The 17,847-nt window shown below is 68.8% G+C and carries 25 protein-coding genes; 10 read left to right on the top strand and 15 right to left on the bottom strand.

Translation table 11 applies throughout. The features are described 5' to 3' along the window. Positions 1 to 166: 166 nt before the first annotated feature. Positions 167 to 1,774, bottom strand: a complete 1,608-nt coding sequence (locus AA0Z99_RS00280; RefSeq protein ID WP_413318360.1) for a hypothetical protein — start codon at positions 1,772 to 1,774, stop codon at positions 167 to 169. Between the two features lie 1,344 nt (positions 1,775 to 3,118). Then, positions 3,119 to 3,625 (bottom strand): hypothetical protein, encoded by a 507-nt coding sequence (locus AA0Z99_RS00275; RefSeq protein WP_413318358.1) that lies wholly within the window; start codon positions 3,623 to 3,625, stop codon positions 3,119 to 3,121. Positions 3,626 to 3,712: 87 nt separating this feature from the next. On the opposite strand from AA0Z99_RS00275, the gene AA0Z99_RS00270 reads away from it, so the two are divergent. Then, positions 3,713 to 3,865 carry a hypothetical protein gene (locus AA0Z99_RS00270; RefSeq protein ID WP_413318356.1) on the top strand — a complete coding sequence of 51 codons (153 nt, stop codon included), beginning with the start codon at positions 3,713 to 3,715 and terminating at the stop codon, positions 3,863 to 3,865. An 83-nt stretch (positions 3,866 to 3,948) separates the two neighbouring features. Here the strand turns inward: AA0Z99_RS00270 and AA0Z99_RS00265 are convergent, their stop codons facing one another. From AA0Z99_RS00265 to AA0Z99_RS00235, 7 genes are all read right to left on the bottom strand, one after another. After that, positions 3,949 to 4,659 (bottom strand): hypothetical protein, encoded by a 711-nt coding sequence (locus tag AA0Z99_RS00265; RefSeq protein ID WP_413318354.1) that lies wholly within the window; start codon positions 4,657 to 4,659, stop codon positions 3,949 to 3,951. Between the two features lie 56 nt (positions 4,660 to 4,715). Further along, on the bottom strand, positions 4,716 to 5,042 hold the full coding sequence (locus AA0Z99_RS00260) for a hypothetical protein (protein ID WP_413318352.1): 327 nt from the start codon (positions 5,040 to 5,042) through the stop codon (positions 4,716 to 4,718). Positions 5,043 to 5,137: 95 nt separating this feature from the next. Then, positions 5,138 to 5,410 carry a hypothetical protein gene (locus AA0Z99_RS00255; RefSeq protein WP_413318350.1) on the bottom strand — a complete coding sequence of 91 codons (273 nt, stop codon included), beginning with the start codon at positions 5,408 to 5,410 and terminating at the stop codon, positions 5,138 to 5,140. Positions 5,411 to 5,475: 65 nt separating this feature from the next. Beyond that, positions 5,476 to 6,297 carry a hypothetical protein gene (locus AA0Z99_RS00250; protein ID WP_413318348.1) on the bottom strand — a complete coding sequence of 274 codons (822 nt, stop codon included), beginning with the start codon at positions 6,295 to 6,297 and terminating at the stop codon, positions 5,476 to 5,478. Positions 6,298 to 6,438: 141 nt separating this feature from the next. Beyond that, a complete protein-coding gene (locus AA0Z99_RS00245; protein WP_413318347.1) occupies positions 6,439 to 7,062 on the bottom strand; it encodes a hypothetical protein in 624 nt (207 codons plus the stop codon). Between the two features lie 70 nt (positions 7,063 to 7,132). Beyond that, positions 7,133 to 7,396, bottom strand: a complete 264-nt coding sequence (locus AA0Z99_RS00240; protein WP_413318345.1) for a hypothetical protein — start codon at positions 7,394 to 7,396, stop codon at positions 7,133 to 7,135. Continuing rightward, entirely contained in the window at positions 7,393 to 7,695 is a 303-nt protein-coding gene (locus AA0Z99_RS00235) for a hypothetical protein (protein ID WP_413318343.1), read from the bottom strand. The genes AA0Z99_RS00240 and AA0Z99_RS00235 overlap by 4 nt, the downstream gene beginning before the upstream one ends. Before the next feature lie 71 nt (positions 7,696 to 7,766). Between AA0Z99_RS00235 and AA0Z99_RS00230 the strand changes: the two genes are divergently transcribed. Continuing rightward, positions 7,767 to 7,976: a hypothetical protein gene (locus tag AA0Z99_RS00230; protein WP_413318341.1), complete on the top strand. Its 210-nt coding sequence runs from the start codon at positions 7,767 to 7,769 to the stop codon at positions 7,974 to 7,976. A gap of 51 nt (positions 7,977 to 8,027) precedes the next feature. Here the strand turns inward: AA0Z99_RS00230 and AA0Z99_RS00225 are convergent, their stop codons facing one another. From AA0Z99_RS00225 to AA0Z99_RS00210, 4 genes are all read right to left on the bottom strand, one after another. After that, positions 8,028 to 8,804, bottom strand: a complete 777-nt coding sequence (locus AA0Z99_RS00225; protein WP_413318340.1) for a hypothetical protein — start codon at positions 8,802 to 8,804, stop codon at positions 8,028 to 8,030. A 126-nt stretch (positions 8,805 to 8,930) separates the two neighbouring features. Beyond that, a complete protein-coding gene (locus tag AA0Z99_RS00220) occupies positions 8,931 to 9,773 on the bottom strand; it encodes a hypothetical protein (protein ID WP_413318338.1) in 843 nt (280 codons plus the stop codon). Between the two features lie 64 nt (positions 9,774 to 9,837). Further along, positions 9,838 to 10,320, bottom strand: coding sequence for a hypothetical protein (locus tag AA0Z99_RS00215; protein ID WP_413318336.1), 483 nt, complete (start codon positions 10,318 to 10,320; stop codon positions 9,838 to 9,840). Between the two features lie 39 nt (positions 10,321 to 10,359). After that, positions 10,360 to 11,334 carry a type II toxin-antitoxin system VapC family toxin gene (locus AA0Z99_RS00210; protein ID WP_413318334.1) on the bottom strand — a complete coding sequence of 325 codons (975 nt, stop codon included), beginning with the start codon at positions 11,332 to 11,334 and terminating at the stop codon, positions 10,360 to 10,362. 50 nt (positions 11,335 to 11,384) lie between these two features. On the opposite strand from AA0Z99_RS00210, the gene AA0Z99_RS00205 reads away from it, so the two are divergent. The 6 genes from AA0Z99_RS00205 (at position 11,385) to AA0Z99_RS00180 (ending at position 14,582) form a co-directional block, all read left to right on the top strand. Then, positions 11,385 to 11,720 carry a hypothetical protein gene (locus AA0Z99_RS00205; RefSeq protein WP_413318332.1) on the top strand — a complete coding sequence of 112 codons (336 nt, stop codon included), beginning with the start codon at positions 11,385 to 11,387 and terminating at the stop codon, positions 11,718 to 11,720. A gap of 16 nt (positions 11,721 to 11,736) precedes the next feature. Next, positions 11,737 to 11,898 (top strand): hypothetical protein, encoded by a 162-nt coding sequence (locus AA0Z99_RS00200; protein WP_413318331.1) that lies wholly within the window; start codon positions 11,737 to 11,739, stop codon positions 11,896 to 11,898. A gap of 114 nt (positions 11,899 to 12,012) precedes the next feature. Beyond that, positions 12,013 to 12,291 (top strand): helix-turn-helix domain-containing protein, encoded by a 279-nt coding sequence (locus AA0Z99_RS00195; RefSeq protein ID WP_413318329.1) that lies wholly within the window; start codon positions 12,013 to 12,015, stop codon positions 12,289 to 12,291. Beyond that, positions 12,288 to 13,649, top strand: coding sequence for a type II toxin-antitoxin system HipA family toxin (locus AA0Z99_RS00190; RefSeq protein WP_413318327.1), 1,362 nt, complete (start codon positions 12,288 to 12,290; stop codon positions 13,647 to 13,649). The genes AA0Z99_RS00195 and AA0Z99_RS00190 overlap by 4 nt, the downstream gene beginning before the upstream one ends. Before the next feature lie 56 nt (positions 13,650 to 13,705). Continuing rightward, positions 13,706 to 14,323: a hypothetical protein gene (locus AA0Z99_RS00185; protein WP_413318325.1), complete on the top strand. Its 618-nt coding sequence runs from the start codon at positions 13,706 to 13,708 to the stop codon at positions 14,321 to 14,323. Between the two features lie 37 nt (positions 14,324 to 14,360). Further along, on the top strand, positions 14,361 to 14,582 hold the full coding sequence (locus tag AA0Z99_RS00180) for a helix-turn-helix domain-containing protein (RefSeq protein ID WP_413320889.1): 222 nt from the start codon (positions 14,361 to 14,363) through the stop codon (positions 14,580 to 14,582). A gap of 52 nt (positions 14,583 to 14,634) precedes the next feature. Here AA0Z99_RS00180 and AA0Z99_RS00175 read toward each other — a convergent pair whose 3' ends face one another. Both AA0Z99_RS00175 and AA0Z99_RS00170 read right to left on the bottom strand, forming a co-directional pair. Continuing rightward, positions 14,635 to 14,892 (bottom strand): hypothetical protein, encoded by a 258-nt coding sequence (locus AA0Z99_RS00175; protein WP_413318323.1) that lies wholly within the window; start codon positions 14,890 to 14,892, stop codon positions 14,635 to 14,637. Positions 14,893 to 15,052: 160 nt separating this feature from the next. Continuing rightward, complete coding sequence (locus AA0Z99_RS00170) at positions 15,053 to 15,172, bottom strand: SHOCT domain-containing protein (protein WP_413318321.1); 120 nt, start codon at positions 15,170 to 15,172, stop codon at positions 15,053 to 15,055. Positions 15,173 to 16,067: 895 nt separating this feature from the next. Between AA0Z99_RS00170 and AA0Z99_RS00165 the strand changes: the two genes are divergently transcribed. Both AA0Z99_RS00165 and AA0Z99_RS00160 read left to right on the top strand, forming a co-directional pair. Next, positions 16,068 to 16,514 (top strand): hypothetical protein, encoded by a 447-nt coding sequence (locus AA0Z99_RS00165; RefSeq protein ID WP_413318319.1) that lies wholly within the window; start codon positions 16,068 to 16,070, stop codon positions 16,512 to 16,514. A gap of 44 nt (positions 16,515 to 16,558) precedes the next feature. Then, on the top strand, positions 16,559 to 17,131 hold the full coding sequence (locus AA0Z99_RS00160; RefSeq protein ID WP_413318317.1) for a hypothetical protein: 573 nt from the start codon (positions 16,559 to 16,561) through the stop codon (positions 17,129 to 17,131). The last annotated feature ends 716 nt before the right edge of the window (positions 17,132 to 17,847 follow it).

Raw genomic sequence — 17,847 nt, 5'->3', positions numbered from 1 at the left:
ACCAAAGTGGCGCGGGGGTCGGCTCGCTATCCCCTGCGATCTGCGGGAGACTGTCGCGCTTCGTCCCGTTCTCGTCGAACCCGGACGGCATCGGACACACCTGCTCGAACTTGGAGCCCAGGATGCCCTGCGGCAGGGAGCGCGGCCTCGACGGCATCGTCCGAGTTCATCTCGGAAGTATGCCTGCCTCGGCGACGACGCGGGAGCCCTCGGGGTCGACGCCGGGGACGGTGGCTGCGATGTCGTAGGTGGTGAGCATCGCCAGCGGCAGGATCGCCTGCAGGGTCTCCTTGGAGCGGGCGCCGATGCCGTCGCCTTCGACGTAGCGCATGGCGTCGATGATGCGCTCGGCTCGCTGGCGCAGCGTCCCGTCGCGTCCGAAGATGTCGATCTTGATCGGCACGGTCGGGTCTGCCAGGCGCACGACGCGAAGGTTGACCTGCTGGCCGGTGAGGGCGGATGCGCGCGCTGCCCACATGCCGAGGTCGCGGGAGAGGCGGCCGTCGCGCTTGGTGTCGAAGATGACGCCGGCCTGGCTGGTGTACTCGGTGTTGGCCATCGCTTCGCCGACGATCCACTCGAGCAGCTTCGACTTGCCGGAGCCGGGGTCGCCCAGGACGATGACGCCGGCCCACATGTCGGAGCGCGACAGGTGCGCGGTGGTGCCGTCGCTGGCGCCGATCTCGGGGCCGATGGGGTGGGCGAGCGCGGCGGGCACGCGGCGCGATGCGGTCGATCCGGTGCTGGTCGCTCCGGGTAGCGCGAGGGAGGCGACGAGCTCGGGTCCGACGATGAAGCTGGAGTGGGCCAGCGGCCACTCGCCGTCGTTGGCGGGCACCTCGACCTGGCGGCGTTCGTCGCCCTCGCCGACCCAGCGGGTGCTGGCCTTGCGGGGCGCGCGGGGCGGGGTGAGGCGGCGCGGCGGTGCGGGCACGAGGCCGGCTGCGAGCTTGCGCTGGATGCGGGTCCAGCCGGAGCCGATGATGCCGCGGTGCTTGGTGATGGTGGTGGCGGCGATGCAGGCGGAGATGGCGGCGACCGCCCACGGCCAGGCCGTCGGCAGGGTCAGCTCCGGCACCTCGGCCAGGTACGGGGCGCCGACGAAGGCGCCCGCGGTGGCGAGTACGCTGATGCCGGTCGCGCGCCACCAGGGGCGCATGAGGGCCGAGCGGCTGACGGTCTCGGCTGGGGCGATGATGTCGAAGCCGCCGAGGGCCGCGGTGAGCTGCTGGACGAGCTCGGCGCTGCGCCCGGCGATCTCGCTGCCGGCCCAGATGGACACGATGCGGCTGGATGCGCGCAGGCTGTGGTGGGTGCGGGCGTCGCGCTGGTGGGTGAACCACCTCGACCAGTCGCTGCGCTCGGCGCGGGTGGGCTCGCGCATCGACATGGCGACCCAGTCCCCCGGCATGAGGTTCGCGTCGATCGAGTCGGCGACGGCCTGGAGGGCGGTGCCGGCCTGCGTGTCGAGCTCGACGCTGGAGCGTCCGTGCCGCCAGGCGAGCCGGTGCAGGTCGGGGCGCTGGAGGTCGACCGGTTCCTCGTCCTGGTTGGAGGAGGCGTTGAGGCTGGTGGCGATTCGGAATGCGCGGTTCTTGGCGTTGCTGCCGTCCGAGACGAAGCGGCGGGAGATCGCCCCGTCCTGGTCGCAGAGGGCGACGAGCGTGGTGCCGGATGCGGCGGTGGAGAACGCCTCGGAGACGGCCTGGGAGAGCTTCCGCTCGACGTCGGCGTGCAGCGTCCCGGCGCGCGTGAAGGTGAAGGAGGTGGCCACGCGACCATCCATGCGGCAGGCCCGATCGACTTGGGGCTGGGGCGCAGGAAATCGTGTGCGCCCGCAACGTCTTTGCGCGCCGCCCGAGCCCCAAGCCGCGCCGGCCCGCGGCCGAGCCGCTCCTCCCCGGGCCGCATCGGTCCACATCGCCGCGGCGCGTCGCTGCGCCCCATCACGATGCTGTCTGCGTCAGGGTCTCCTTCGTCGTCCCTTCCTGGTCTCCCTTGGGGAGCGGCTGCGGCGTCACGGGGTGTCGCCTTGCCGGCCTTGTGGCCCCCTCCATCCGGCGGTGTCCACTGCGGCGCGGTACGTCGTCCCGGAGGCTTCCGCCTCCTCCTTCGCCGTCCCGCTGCGATTCGATGCTGCCCGCATCGCTTCGCTGCTGCGCGCCCGCCTGAGTGGACGCTTGCTCGGGGCGCCGCCCCGAACCCCGGGAGTCGGATGGTGCTGGAGTGCAGGTGGGTGTGGTCCGGCATGGGTGCTGGGGCCCGGAGGGCTGCGAGACGTAACGCCCAGCCTCGCATCGTGACGATTCGCCCCTTGCCCCCATGGCACTGTCCGCCGCCGGCGGGCACCGAAGCCTGGTGGAACCGGGGCTGGCCCTCATCCCGGGACGCGCTGCACCGCCCCGGAACGAGACGCACCCCGGAAGGTGGAGACGGGATGCCCGCCGCCGGCGGGGAAGCACAGCAGAGGTCAGCTGCAGAGCAGCACGGAACGAGACGAGGAGGGACGAAGCGGAGCATCACGCATCGGGTGTGCCGGAGGCAGAGGTTCGCGTGGCCGCAGGGCGTGTCGGAGAGGCGAGTCGTGGCAGAGCGGGACGTGGCGGAGCATGCAGGAGGTGAGTGGGGTTGGCCCGCCGCCGGCGGGACCTCGAGGTAAACACAGGTGGACGGTTCGAGCCGGAGGGTGCGCAGGGTGCGCGGCCGGAGTGGTGCCGGAGGAGCTGCAGGGCAGAGCCGGAGGTAGAGACAGAGCTGGAGGTGAGGCAGAGGAGGGAGCAGGTGGCGAAGACGGAGCAGGGCGAAGGCGAAGCCATACGAGGGAGCCGCCGGAGGCGGAGCCCGAGAGCACGAAGCGGAGCAAGGAGCGGAACGAGTAGGAACGAATCGAACATCACGTCGATCCGGTACATCGCGGAGCGTGTCGTGGGGCGAGCCCCGGAGGGGCGAGCCCTCCTTCTTATGGTGCTTCCCGGTCTGCTGCTCGTTGTCGGTGGTGCCCGGAGGGTGCCGCTATCGCGGCGGCTCGGCTTGGCGGCCTCGCGTGGCTCCGGGCGGTGGCCGGGGGCGGGGGTGGGTGTGCGCGATCGCGCGATCGGTGCCGAGCGCGGCGGGCTGGTCAGCGGAGGGTGCGCGTGGTGGCTCGCTGCTCGAGGAGGTAGGCGCGGATCGTCGTCCAGGCGAGCGCGTCGAGTCCGGCGAGGCGGCGGCCTGCGGGGGTGGCGGCGATCAGCTCGTAGACGGTGAGCCCGAAGGCCATCGGTGCGAGGCAGAGGAACACCAGCGCGAGGCCCGCGCCGGCTGCCGGGTGGGTGAGCGATCCGGTGACGAGCGGCGCGACCGCGGCGAGAGCACCGCCGGCGAAGAGGGTCACCTGCCAGGTCATCGCCGCAGACGAGATCGTCGCAAGGCTCGGGTCGGCACCGGGTTCGTCTCGGTCGAGCTCGGCGTGCATCTGGCGGCCGCCGGATCGCGCGATGCGGGTAGCCGAGCGCAGGAGCTGCTCGCGGCTGTGACCGACCCGGGCCGCGTTCCGGCCGGCGTCGACAGCAGCCTGGTGGAGGGTGGCTCGAGCCTGGAGCCCGAGCGCGGTGATCGGGTTCTCTGGTCTGGTCGGTCGAGACATGGGACGCTGCTCCTTGGGGTCGCCTGGTGCATAGGCGGTCGCCGCCTCGTGGGGCGTGAAGCCACACGACCGAAGGAGGGGCCGAGGATGCAAGAGAGCAAGAACGCCGAGCAGCGCGACGCCACTCGAACGCAGCGTCGACCGCAAGAGACGCTGCCGGGTACCGCCATCGTCGCCCTCACCGCTGTGGTCCTCGTCTCCGCTGTCGTGGTCATCACCTCGCTCGGCGTGCTGGTCTGACGACTCCGCATCGGCAGCCCCGCGACGCACGACGAAGCCCCCGGTCCTGACGCCGGGGGCTTCGCTGGTCGAGGGGTGCGGGGCTACTGGCTGAGCGTGCTGTCCGTCTTGGCCAGGTGTGCTTGCAGCCGGCCCATCGAAGCGCGGCGGTCGTCCTGCAGTCGGGTGCGGGCGGCGGCGCTGATGGTGACAGCGGTCGGGGTGACGGTGCCGTCGGTGGTGGCGCCGAGCGCGACGAGCAGCTCGTAGGCGTCGGCGTCCTCGGTGCGCTCGATGGTGACGTCGTGGTCGACTCCGCGGCAGCTGTCGCCGAGCGCCTGCTCGATGAGGTCGGTGCGGGCGATGGCGGCGGCGTCGCTCTCGTTGCGGGCGAGGTGGCGCGCGAAGTCGCGCATCGCCTCGGGGCTGGTGGCGGTGGTGTGGTGCCACTGCTCGCGCGGGTCGATGGCGCGCAGCTCGAGCTCGTCGATGGTGAGCTCGTACTCGCTGACCGAGGTCGCCTCGTCGTAGGAGATGCCGTGGTCGGTGAAGACGCGCGAGGTGGGGCTGACGATGTCGACCCCTCGCTGCCGGGCGATGGCGAGGATGGCGGAGGCGGTGGCTTGGCGCGACTCGACGTTCGCGTCTGTGCGTGCGCGGCGGGCGGTGCTGAGCCGGTCGAGCCTCTCGCCGATCGCGGGGTGTTCGGACAGCTGTCCGGCCTGGCCGGGGGCGGCGCCAGCTGCGAACTGGCCGCCGGTGGATGCGGGGCTGCCGGCGGGGCGGTGGGCGCGGCCGTGGTTGTCGATCGACATGGGATGCCTCCTGGCTGTCTCACCTGGAGCATCTGCGGGCGGCACGCCCGATGCGGCTACCGGGCGTCTGCGAGCACGGCGCTCAGCGGGTGCGCCGGCGTGATCCAGACGATGCCGGGGTGGTCGTGCTCGATCTGGTGCGCGACGTCGGTCGGGGGCTGCTCGCCCTTGATGCTGACGAGCTCGGCGAGGAGCGACTCGAGGCTCGGCGTGGGTTGCGCGTAGGCGACGGTGGTCTCGGTGCCGGTGGGCTGCGCGATGACGACGACGTGCTCGCCGATCGCGCGCACCTCGGTGATGCGCAGGCCCGTGTCCGCTTCGGCGTTCGGGGTGCCCCACAGGTCGGCGATGATGGCGGCGAAGTCGTCGGTGATGGTGGTCATGGTGTGGCCCTCTCCCCTGGCTTGGTCGCTCTGGACATAGCCGGTGCACGACGAAGCCCCCGGCGCGGCCGGGGTTCGGTCGACGACCGGGCGTGCTACGAGGACTGACCCGGCGCGTACTTCCAGAGTTGGAAGATGGGGGCGCCAGGTTCGAGCTCGAGCTCTTCGACTGAATCGTCGAGGATCGCGTTCGCGCTCTTGTTGTCGAGCGGGTCGAACTCCACCACGCCAGGAACGAAGTGCATCAGCAGGGGACTCAGCTGGAACATGGTTGCGATAGTGACGGTCTTGCCCGTGGCGGGGTGGCGGACGACGTCGCCGTCGTAGACGTCTGCCGCCGTCTTCCACTCCTCGATGAGCTGCAGCACGATGCGATAGTGGCACACCGCGCACGACGAAGCCCCCGGCGCGACGGCCGGGGGCTTCGGTCGGGTCACTCGAAGTAGCCGGTGACTCCGAAGAGGTACGAGCTGCAGGGGTCGCCGTAGAAGTCCGAGGTGAACGACACGGTGCCGCCCGGAGCTGCCTCCATCTCGTTCGTGTAGTCGCCGAAGGTGCGCTCGATCGTGCCGGCCTCGTCGAAGCAGTAGGTCGAGACAGAGAAGGGGCCGACCTGCTGCGCGTCCGACTCGTTCGTGGCGGAGCCGATGAAGCCGGTGTCGGTCGCCGACCACTCGGTGACGCGGAGGTCGCCGGTGTTGTAGAAGGACGTGTCGGCAGGCATGGAGTCGAAGTTGAACTCCACGTCCGCATCCTCGGGCACCTCGCCCGACTCGAGGTAGATGTAGGCGAGCCCCAGGCCACCCGGCGGGATCTGCGCAGGGGTGGTGCCCTGCGACATGCCGTTGGCGACCATCGCGCCCGCCGAGTCGCGCACCGTGGCGGTGGCGTCGACGTGGGAGACGGCCTCGCTGGTGTTGTTGCGGAACACGAACGGGAGGGTGCGCGCGTCGGCGTCGAGAGTGCCGACGCTGACGGCGGAGATGACGTCCGGCTCGCCGTCCTCGAAGTCGGTGACGGTGGCGTTACCGCCGAGCAGGCCGTCGGCGTTGAGGGCGAGCGGTGCGGCTGCCTCCGGCTCCGGCTCCGCCTCCGGCGGGGCGGTCGTCTCCGCCGGCGCCGAGGCTGCGGCTGGTGCGGAGGACTCGGCGGCGGGCTCCTGCGCGGGAGGCGCGATCGAGCAACCAGCGAGCAGGGCCACCGCGAGGGAGGCGATGACGAGACGGGAGGCCGTGGGGCCGAAGCGGTGCTGCACTGGGGTCGTCCTTGATCTTCACGATGTCTGCCGTCAAGCGATGGCATCAGGAGCATCGTAAGCCGGGCCGGGGACAGAGCGGCGACGGAACGACGAAGCCCCCGGCGCGATGGCCGGGGGCTGGTGTCGGTCGGGGCTGGGTCAGCGGCCTTCGGCCATGACGATGTAGTCGAGCGCGGTCTCGTAGCTGGAGGCCGAGTCGGCGGCCTCGCGGGCGCCGGCGGGGCTGTAGCCGGCGCCGACCATCTGGGTGAAGGCGACGTCGGGGTCGTACTCGTTGAGCGAGACGTTGCTGCCCGTGCGCCGCGGGAGCGTGTCGAGGTCCTGCCGCTCATAGGGGTCGTCGTCGAGGAAGTCGGGGACGCGGGCGTCGTCGTGGCGGTCGCCGTCGTGCGGCTCGTGCAGCCACTCCCATGCTTCCGGGGCGAGGCGGCGCCAGGGGCCGACGCCGCGGCCGTGCGCGTCGCGGTCGCGGCCGATGAGCTCGGAGTCGCCGGTCATCATGTCGTCCTCGTAGTCGTCCCAGACGGCGACGATCTCGTAGCCCTCGAGCGGGGCGAGGACGCGGTCGATGTCCTCGCTGGTGTAGCCGTTGGCGAAGGTGCCGCGGTGCTCGAGGATGTGCGTGTGGTCGGGCAGGGTCATGCCGAGGGGCTGGCCGAGCTCGGCGGCGCCGGCGGGTGCTGCCTGGGGTGCGAACTGGCCGCCGGTGGAGGCGGGGCTGCCGGCGGGGCGGTGGGCGCGGCCGTGGGTGTCGATGGTCATGGATCCTCCAGTGGTCTCTTGCCTGGAGCATCTGCGGGCCTGGCGCGCGGCGGAGACTTGGCGGGTGCCGTCAGTCGGCGCTCTGGCGCATCGCCCATCTGCGGAGCGTGGCGCGGATGCGCGCGGGGTTGACGGCCGCGTAGCCGCCGCCGGGCAGGCGGTCGCGGATGCAGCGTCCGGCGAGCAGCTCGGTGCGGGCGATCAGGGCCGTGTCGACCGGTGCGCGGTCGGGCACGAGGGCGGTCAGCGGGTCGCCGGGGCGGATGCCGGAGACGAGCGGGATGCGGATGGATGCGGCCGCGGCGGCGGTGAGCTCGTGCACGGGGGCGCTCATGCCTGCTCGATGATGTCGCCGAGCCAGTGGATGAGGACGACGTTGCCCTGGCGCCTCATCGGCTGGCCGGAGCTCCATGACTGTGCGACGTAGACGCCGGGGCGACCGGTGGGCTCGAGCGTGTAGTCGGCGCCGCGCGGGCCGGTGATCCACATGGTGGAGGAGCCGGCGTGGTCGCCAGTCGCCTCGATGCGCTGCTCTCGGACGGTGAACTCCTTGCCTCCGAGCTCGATCGGGGCGAAGTGCTGGATCGTGTAGCCGTCGTGCTGCTCGATCGGGGATGCGGTCTGGAGACTCATGCTCCTTCCATAGGCGGCGGGGTGGGACAGGAAGGCGGTCGCGCGGCCCTCTAGATAGTGAGGGGGAATCCATGATCCGCATCCGCCGTGACGGCAGCTTCACCTACCGAGGCGAGCAGTGGCTCGTGCTCGGCGGCGGCCCTGCCACGCCCAACGCTGACTTCGGGTACGAGCTGTGGTGCCCGAGCCGCTCGGTGAGCGTCGACGGGTTCTTCCGCATGTCGGACATCCGCGCGTACCTGGCAGAGGCCGAGGCGAACGGATGGCCGCTGGAGGAGTGAGAACGCGACGAAGCCCCCGGCGTGACGCGTACCGGGGGCTTCGGTGGCGGGTCAGGCGAAGGTGCCGTAGGTGATGCCGACGATCGCGCCGAGGATCATCCAGGGGCCGAACGCGAGCTGGCTGGCGGAGTACGTCAGGCGGCCGACCATGAGGGTGATGCCGAGGATGGCGAAGAGGAAGAAGCCGGAGACTGCGCCGACCGCCAGCGGGATCCAGCCGTACCAGCCGAGGACGAGGCCGATCACGACCGAGAGCTTCACGTCTCCCAGGCCCAGGTCGTTGGGGCGGAACCAGGCGAGCGCGAAGAAGGCGATGCCGAGGATGAGGCCGCCGAGGCCGGCGGTGAGCAGGCTCCCCCACGCACCCGTGACGATCGCGGCGAGCACCAGCAGCATCGCGACGGCGCCGGTGGTGGGCCAGACGATCTTGTCCGGCAGGCGCTGCGCTGCCTGGTCGGTGGCGACGAGGAGGCTCGAGCCGATGACGAACGCGACGAGCACGAGCGCGACCGCCCACGCGCTCGTGATGGCTGCGAGGTAGGCGCCGAGGACGCCGGCGATCATCGGCGGCACCCAGCGGGCCAGCCACTTCGACTCGGCCGGGTCGGGGTTGCCGGTCGGCGTGAGCATCGCGGAGAACAGCTCGGCCATCTGGTCTCGCTCCCCGCCGGGGCCGGCAGGGACGACGGGCTTCGAGCCGTGGGCGACCATCGCGCGGGCGTAGGGCGTCAGCGCGTAGGCCGCCAGCGCGGCCACGGCGGCGGCGACGAGGATCTGGATGATGCGGCCGGGCTCGGTGAGCTGGGCGAGGAAGTCGGCTGGGGTCACGAGGGTCTCCTAAGTCGGGGCGGCGGCGGCCGCTCGGTGTCCATAGGCGGTCAGGCGGTGAGGCGGACGAAGCCGGTGCACGACGAAGCCCCCGGCGCGATATCCGGGGGCTTCGTCGTGGAGGCTCTAGTCGATGGGCTGGGCGAGCGCGGCGGCAGCACCGGCACCGAACTCGCTCTCGTACTCGTCGATCGCCCGCTGCAGGATCGGCTCGTGAGCGACGAAGCGCTCGCCTCGCACGGCGCCCTCGACGTGCAGGGATGCCGACCACGTCGCGCCGCCGCCGGTGATGCGTGCGCCGCGGAGTGTCCAGCGGTGGATGGCGCTCGCCTCGATCGTCATCTCGAGCATCGCGGTGTGCGTCGGCCCCTTGCGTCCACCGCTCAGCTGCTCAAGCAGCTCGTCCTCGCTGAGGTGGCCGTGCCGGAGCGCGAGGCGTCGCGCCTCGAGCGCCTCGGTCATCTCGTCGATCTGCTGCTCGTCGAGAAGTGCGGCGATGGCGGTGACGTCGGTGCGGTGCTCGGGCTCGGTCCGGAGGTCGAAGCTGTTGGGCATCCAGCCGTGCTGCGTCTGGATCTCGAACGAGCGGTCTGCGAGGTGCTCGGGGTCCAGGTGCTGCAGGTCTGCAGCCTCGAATACCTCTGCGCCGCTTGCGACCGTCTCGCCATCCTCTTCGACGAGCTCGGCCATGCGGATGCGATCGGGCTCGTACTCGGTCGTGCCCCAGTGGAGGTAGGCGGCGTTCGGCCAACGGGACTGCAGCTGCTTGCGCGCAGCTTCGATGCGCTCGGTGGCGACGAGGCGCTGCGCTGCGTCGAGCGCCACGGCACGCACGAGCTCGCGGTTCTGCTCCGGGCTGAGGCCAAGGCTCTGGGACTGGCCCGGGGCGGCCTGCGCGGCGAACTGGCCGCCGGTGGATGCCGGGCTGCCTGCGGGGCGGTGGGCCCGGCCGTGGGTGTCGATGGTCATGGATCCTCCAGGGGTCTCTTGCCTGGAGCATCTGCGGGTCAGTGCCAGCCGTGGCCTGTCTCGGTCAGCCCGCCTGGTGGCTGCTGCAGTCGCAGCCGCGCATGCCGAGGATGTCGCGCTGGCCGTTGTAGGCGCGCATGACGACCAGGCGCACGTCGACCGCGGTCCAGGAGGCGATCCGGGCGGGCAGGAGCGTGGCGATGCGGGAGATGACGCTGCCGAGGAAGAGGTCGTGGGCGATGAACGCGATGACGGCAAGGCTCCACAGCATCGAGGCGTCGAGCGCGATCCCTTCGTCGACGACGCGGGCGCCGAGCCGGAACACGAGGACGGCGAGGGTCGCGCCAAGCACGCTCGTGAGCCACTTCGGCCGCACTTCTCGCTCGAGGCGTGCCCGCTCGCGCTGAGCGAGCACGGCGGTGCAGTCGGCGATGGCGTGTGCCTCGTCGGGCGTCGCGCCCTCATCGCTGGCGAGGCGGCCGATGCGGATCGCACGCTGGTGCTGATCGGCGGTCTGCTCGTTCAGCCGCTCCTGCCGGTCGCTCATGCGGGCGCTACTACTCGGCGATCGGACGGGGCGCGCTCGTCATCGCGCACCTCCTCGGCGCGTGCGCGTGCTGCGCACGCGGCTCGCATCGACCAGCAATTTCAGGTCCTTCTCGGGTACGTAGCCGAAGCCTGCGTCGATCGTCACTAGTGGCGCGTCGACGTAGATCGCGGTCGCCGCATGGACTGCATCCATGGAGTGCAGAGCGGCATCGGTCATAACCAGGAGCACGTTGTCTGAGACTTCGTGGAGCTCGATGCACGCTGACGGGTTCACCGACAGCAGCTCCTCCCACTCCTCGACGAGGCGCTTCGCTAGACGGCTCGCGCGACGCCGGACGCGTCCATCCGCGTGCTTGCGCGGCCAGGCGCGGGAGCCGTGTTGCTTCTTGATCGCGATCTTGAATGCCGTCTCCGCCAACTCGACCTCGAGGACGCGGTTGTAGTACAGCGCCGTCCCGTGCTCCACCATGCGTTCCATGAACTCCGCACACGCGCCGTGGTGATCCTCTGTCGGCACGAGCACGGCAACTACAAAGCAGGTGTCGAGCACGACCGCGTCGGGCACCTCGGCGATCGCCTCGAACGAGACAACGCCGCGCTCAAGGGCGGGGCGACCCCGAGCGGTCAACGCGTCGTCTGAGTCCGAGGTGCAGGCGAGCGCGTCGTCGACTTCGTCCTGACGCTGCCAATAGCCGCCTTCGCGATCTTGATCCGCTTCGACTTCGCCACCTTGGGCGCGACAAGGCGGCCGCTCTTCGCGGAGGCGCTCATCTTGCGGTATCGGGTAGCCATGCGTGAATGGTAGCCCGGGGAACCGTGCACATCTAGAGTGCGGGCAATGATCAGTTGCCCCGTCGGTGCCAAAGCTTGGCACAGGAGCCAGCCAGGCTCTCAGCGCCTGCTGCCAGGGGCTCGCTGTACCAGGACCTTCATCGTGCACTCCCAGCATCGGCGACAGCCCGTTCGCGGGGCTGCCGGTGTCAATGATGGCGCGGTCGCGGTCGAGCACCACCGCCTACAAAAGTATGCGCGTGTCACCACAGCGCCATAGCCTCGCCTTCGATGACGAACCGTCCAGTGGAGTGGGAGGTGCTGCACCCGCTGACGGGCGCCGAGCTCGCCGTGACGCGTCTCGTGTGGCACGGGCCCTGGCAGGAGCCCTACTTCCGGGTGGTCAGCGCGAACTCGGAGCGCGAGCAGCGCAAGCTCATCGGCTACTGGGGCACTCTCGACGACGCGCACACCGCCTGCCTCGCTGTCTACGAGCGCGCCACCGGCAAGTCGATCAGCGGCGGCGACCTCCCGCCGAACCTGCACGTTCCGGCGCAGAAGCCGCCACCCGAGCCGCACACCACCGGCCAGCCGGCACGCCCGCAGCTGCACAGCAGCCGGGCCTGAGCGCCACCTTGCCGCCATGCCCGACCCGCTCGACCTGATCCCGGTGGAGGCCTGCCCCGACTGCGGCACGGTGCTGCACGAGAGCGGCTGCCGCGGCTGTGGCTTCGAGCGGCCACCACTGCCGGGTGACTGCGGACACGATGTCGGCGCCGATCTTCCGAGCATCAGTGGCTGGTAATCCATGCACGGTGAGCCCTCTTGTAAAAGCCACTCGGCTTGGCATAAACTTTAGTAAAAGGAACTTGGCTGGCTGTTAGGAGACAGGATGCTTACACCCGAATCGGCTGCCAGCATGGCGGACTTCGGCGAGCATGTTCGCGATCGCCGGATGGTGCTGGGGCTGAGTCAGCAGGTCGCCGCGGCGCGCGCCGGCGTCTCCATCCCGACGCTGCGCGCGATCGAGGAAGGCTCCGGCGGTTCTCGCCTCGACTCGGTGTTCAAGGTGCTCGACGTTCTCGGAATCGCTGGGACGATGACCGAGTCGATCGACCCGCTGCGCACCGAGCTCGGCGTTGCCAGAGCATCCATGCTGGCCAGGAAGCGCGCGCCACGCAGGTCGAGGACGACGTGATCCAGGTCACCCTCGCTCTTCCGGGCGGCCGTGAAGTCGTCGCCGGGCAGATCACCGAGCAGGCGGGCCGAGGCCGGGCGAAACCGACCCCCGTCTTCGAGTACGACGCGAGGTTCATCGCTGACCCTGATGCGTACTCCCTCTCCAACGACCTGCCGCTTGGGCCCGGCCCGCACTGGCCGCGCGACGGACGCGACATGTTCGCAGGCTTCCAGGACGCGCTGCCAGATTCATGGGCCAAGCGCCTGCTGCACGAAGCGCACCGACGGGGCTTCGCCGCACGCGGCGAGAAGGTAGAGCCCGCAACCGACCTCGAGCTGCTCCTCATGGTCGGCGATGAGCACCGGCAAGGTGCACTGCGCTTCTGGCGAGATGGCGTCGCCCAGCGCCCCGACAGCGTCCAGACAACCCCGCTCGAGCTTCGCTCGCTCGCTGCGGCCGCAGAGCGCTTCACCCAAGGCAAGGAGACTGCGGATGAGTTCCGAAGGCTGCTCGCTGCGGGGTCGACCCCTGGCGGCTACCGCCCGAAGACGAACGTCAGAGACGATGCAGGCCATCTGCTGCTGGCGAAGTTTCCTTTGCACACGGATCCGTACGACGTCTCCGCGTGGGAGGAAGCCACCATGCGGATGCAGAAGGCCGCCGGCATCGACGTCGCTGGCTCGAGGCTCATGCGCCTCGGGCGCTCTCGGCATGCCTTCATCACTGCCCGCTTCGACCGCGAGGGCCCTGCGCGGCTGCACTACCGCAGCGTCGCAGCCATCTTCGGCACTCAGGTCGGCGAACGCATCCCCTACTCCAGGATGGCGCAGCTGCTCCGCAAGGAAGCCTCCGATCCGAGGGGCCTGCAGCGCGAGCTCTTCCGGCGCGCCGCCTTCAACACGCTGGTCCGATGCACGGATGACCACATGCGCAACCACGGCGTCATCCGACGAGACCGCGGCTGGGGCCTCTCCCCCGCCTTCGACGTCAACCCGCACCGCGACTATGCCGACGCAACTCCGCTGACCGAGGCTGACGATCCTGCAGACCGCGACATCAGAACGCTCGCCGCCGCGCACGACGCCTTCTCGCTGAGCTCGGCCGACGCGGCCCACATCATCCGCCAGTGCGCTGCCGCCACCGACGGGTGGTTCCACGCAGGGGCGGCCGCCGGCGTCGAGGGCGAGGCGATCGACTTCATGGCGCGCGCGTTCGAGCACGACAACCGCGTCCGTGCACACCGCCTGAGTGCTGTCGACTCCAAGACGATCGACGTGTCACCTGGACATCAAGAGCGGAAGCCGGCTGGCGCCCCGCGCTCGACAGGAGGGCAGTTCGCAGGCAAGGCGCCCCCGCCACCGGCCTCGCACCTCTAAGCCGGCAGCAGTCGCCGCCTATGCCCTCCTCGAGAGACGAGCACGAGGAGCGCGCGATGAGCATGAGCATGTGGGAGAAAGGCAAGGTCGTCCTGCCTGCGGCGGCAGTGGCCCCGCTGAAGCAGGCGCTGCGCAAGGCGCAGAACGAGATGTACGACGCGGTGCTTGCTGAGGCGAAGCGCCTGGAGCCGATCTACGCCGGACAGAAGCCGCGCCGCGGCTACCTGCCAGTCGGGCTGCCCGAGCCCCGTGGCGAGGCTGCCGAGCACGCCGACCATGCGATCTACAGCCGCTGGCACGACCGCGCCGGCAGCACCCGTGTCGGCCGCATCACGCCTGCTGACCTCGAGCAGGTCGTCGGCGCACGCGCGACTAACCGCACGACCACGTTCACCTGCGGCAGCTCGAGCCTCAGCATCGACGGTCGCACGCTGACCTGGGACGTCGACGAGGGCAACCGCTCCGTCGATGACGCGCACGCGCAGTTCCTCTTCCGGGCGCTCGAGCGACAGCTCGACGGAACGGCCTGGACCCGCGGAACCGGCGGCATCTTCTACGGCAAGAACGAGCACGGCGAGGAGGCCTACGGCGCCAGCGGCGACTACGTCTCCAAGCATTGGGGCCCGAAGGGCGCTGCTGAGACGCAGGCATGGGTGGGCTTCGGTGAGCGCTGAGCGCGGCGACGCCCCGGATGCCGATGTGGGGCCCGAGATGTCGGACTTTCCCCGACCGCCGTGGTCCCGGGATGACCGCATCCACCTCGCCTCTAAGGTGCAAGGCCTCCGCCTCCGCCGCGGCATGAGCCAGATCGAGCTGGCCGGCGCCGCTGACGTGACGCCAGCCACGATCAAGCACATCGAGTCAGGAATGGCACCCCGCCCGCTGACGCTGAAGCTGGTGCTCGTGGCCCTCGACGTGCCAGTTGGCGCCTAGCGCGAGGCGATGCGCGCGTGCAGTGCGCGCTCAACCTCAGGCGCGCTGAGCGTCACTTCCCGCTCGCAGCGAGCGTCGCGTGCAGCTGCGCACGGCCCACCCAAAGATCGCGAACCTCGATGGGCCCGATCCACCCTCCAGGAACGAGCATCGTGTCGTAGATCGCCGCGACGATGCTGAGGTGCTGCTCGCGCGTCATGTGTGCGAGGTCGCTACCGCGCGGCATCTGCATTCCGTTGAGCGTATTGAGCTGCTCGGCGCGCGCTGCCTGCGCTGCGACGCGTGCCTGTTGCCTCGACTCGCTAGCCATGGCTGCTCTCATTGTCGGCGGATCAGGACGAAGTGATCGTCGCACGCAAAGGCGTCCCCGGGCTGACGGGATCCAAGTCAGAGAGCAAGAGCCTGCGCCTTCTCGATCAACGCGATCGACCTTGGCGAGGGCTGTTGCAGTCGGGGAACCACGAGCTCACCTAGATGACGAGCAGCCGGCACTTCGCCGCCACGAACTCCTCTTCAGTGAGAATGCCTTCGGCACGCAACGCTGCAAGCCGCCCCAGGAACTCGAAGAGCTCGCCGGTGGCTGTCGTCATCGGCGGCGCTGGTGGAGACTGAGGCCGCTTTGCCTCGGCGACGCGACGCCGGAGTTCGTTGAAGTCCGAGAACGCGAGGGCTTGGACGTTTCGATACCGAAACGTTATCGCCGCGACCCGCCAAGCCTGATCGAATGGACCCGTGATGGCGTCACCTGCCGTCTCTATGAACCGCCGTCCGCTCGAGAGCAAGGAAGCCCGTGAAGAAACTCCGCAACACACTAACTGTCGCAGTGCTCGCTGCGGCGCTATCGATCAGCGCAGCCCCATTGGCTTCAGCGGCCAGTGTTGAAGACTCCAGCAGCGACGCAGAGGTATTCGAGTTCACAGTACCTCGTCCGAACCTCACCGGGAGTAACGAAGGTGCGCCGCGCAGTACGGCATCTACCACCGCTGTGGCAGCCATCTGTGAGTTTACCCAGAGGGTGGACTACGTTCACATCTCTAGCACTTCGACCCGACGTGCGGTCCAGTCCCACGGCAATTGGGACAACGAGAACTGCAACTACGCGCTCGCGGACGTCACCACTCAAATAGACAAGAGGAACGTTCTGGGCTTCTACTATGCGGTCGGAACGCAGGGCAAGGGTCGCCTGGCTCCGAACCCAAGGGGGCTTACGAGCGGCAAGCCGGGACGAGTAACCGCCCACTATGACTGCAATGGCACAGCTGCAAACATGTGGCGTTCTTGGACCGACATTGACATCGTTGGCTATAACGACGCGCCCAACCGTGTCTATTCGCCGCCGATTGAAAGGGCGTGCGGTTAACGGTTGAGGAGCGCGGCGGGGCGTCTTGAGCAAATCATGAACATGCCTAGCGATTGCGCAAGACGCCCTGGTCGCCAGAAAGGTCAAGAATGAATGCAATTGTCGCGCCACGATGTAACTCACGAGTGGTATTCGCTGCGCTGACACTCGGTACTTTGACAATTGTGGGGTGCAGCTCACACGAAGACGACTACGAGGACGCGGCGCAAGTCGCAACTCAGTTCATCGGTGACTACGATGAGTGGGCTCAGGATGGTTATTCAATGCCGGTGCCCGAGCAACTTCGCACTGCTGTAACTGTGGAAACACTTTCACAACTTGAATCCGATGGTCGCTGGTATTCCGACGGCGGAGTCCAGCAGACTGGGTCGCTCATTGTCGCTGAGGTGCAGGTCACGGAAGAGACAGCGAGGCATGCACGAGTCGAAGCCACGCTGGATTCTTCGAATATTGAACTGCTCGCTGATGGGGAACCCGTGTGGATCAGCGAGGACTCCATCGTGAGGATCGTACTCTCGCTCGAGCGAGGCGACGAGTGGCTCGTCGCGCACATCAACTATGAGGACAGCTGAACTTCGATTTAGAGTGTTACATTTGCGTTTGCTACCATTGAGCCATGGAACACTCGGAAGAAGTGCAGACGTCGGAACTCGAATGGCTTTTCTCCTCGCCCGCCCCTTGGCGCGATTTGGTTGCTTTCGGGCCCTCGCTCTTCGGCTCGTATGCTGTCCTGAGCTTCCTAGAATGTGCACCCTCTTCGCCTGCCGCTCCGGATCAACCGAAGGAACTTGTTTCCGGGGATCCTGAGAAGTTGCAAGTGGTACTGTCCGAACTGCGCCGATTCACGCGTACTCCAGACGAATGTTACCTGTGCTACTGGGACGGCAACTGGGGGCTAGATCTCGAGGGCGGAACCGTAGGCATCGCCGAACGGATGTATTTCTTCCGTCGCGGTCACCTTAGCGAGCGCGGCGAGTGGATACTAGTCCCTGCTGGCATCACCGAGTCGCCGGAGCAAGAGGCACTCCCGGCTTTTATCTGGCCGAAGGACCGATCATGGTGTGTTGCAATCGACGTCGATTCAGACTTCGCAGGGATCGGTGCATCGGCAGAAGCGATCGTGCAACTTGGCACTTTAACTCGGGTCTCCGTCAAGCATCTCGAACGAAACGGCTCTGCGAGTTCGTGATAGTAGCGCGTCTTCGGGCAAGTCGCTGTTAGCCTCGGTGGTCTTCAAAGCAACTCCCGCTCTGAAACGAGCGTCGCGATGCGCGACCGAAGCGGTCATTCCCCGCCCGTGCGGTGGCTACCGCTGTCTTCTTTAGCCCCGCCTACTCGTTTGGCGCTCGAGCGAGCCTGGCCGGTGGGGAAGGGTGGACGCCTACGAGGTGCACCTGCTTTCTTCGTGGCTGGGCGTCGGGCTTATCGTCGCGATCGTCGCTGCAGCGGCGCTGGCGAGGCGCCTTCCGACCCACGGGACCCTCATCACCACTGCTCTGCAGCTGATCGCTCGCCTTATCCCCGTCCTGGCCATCGTCGGGCTGCTCGTACTTTTGGACAGCGACCCCGGTCCGCTCGGCTCCCCGCCGATTTCGCAGGGCCCGAGCTCGCTCTCTGCAAGACGATCCAGTCCATCATCCAGGCGAGGCGTCGGAGCCGGGCGGCTGACCGGGACGTACAGCACCGGTGACCAATCCGCCAGCAGAACGGGCCGCGCCACGTCGGGCCGGCACGTGGCCAGAGGCTCATCACGCCGGAAACCGCCCAATCATCTCTGATGCCGTCGCGCTCGCATCCGAGTCGCAAAAACGAGCGTCTGCGAGAGGCTTGCGGAGCGTGTCGCTCGACACTCGTGCGACGGCTTGTGCGTCTCGCAAAACCCTGCCTCAGAATCAACGCGTCAGA

The sequence above is a fragment of the Agrococcus phoenicis genome (assembly GCF_047302415.1).
Lineage (GTDB): Bacteria > Actinomycetota > Actinomycetes > Actinomycetales > Microbacteriaceae > Agrococcus.
Note: the sequence above shows the minus strand (reverse complement) of the source record. Positions and strands in the feature narration are given on the sequence as shown.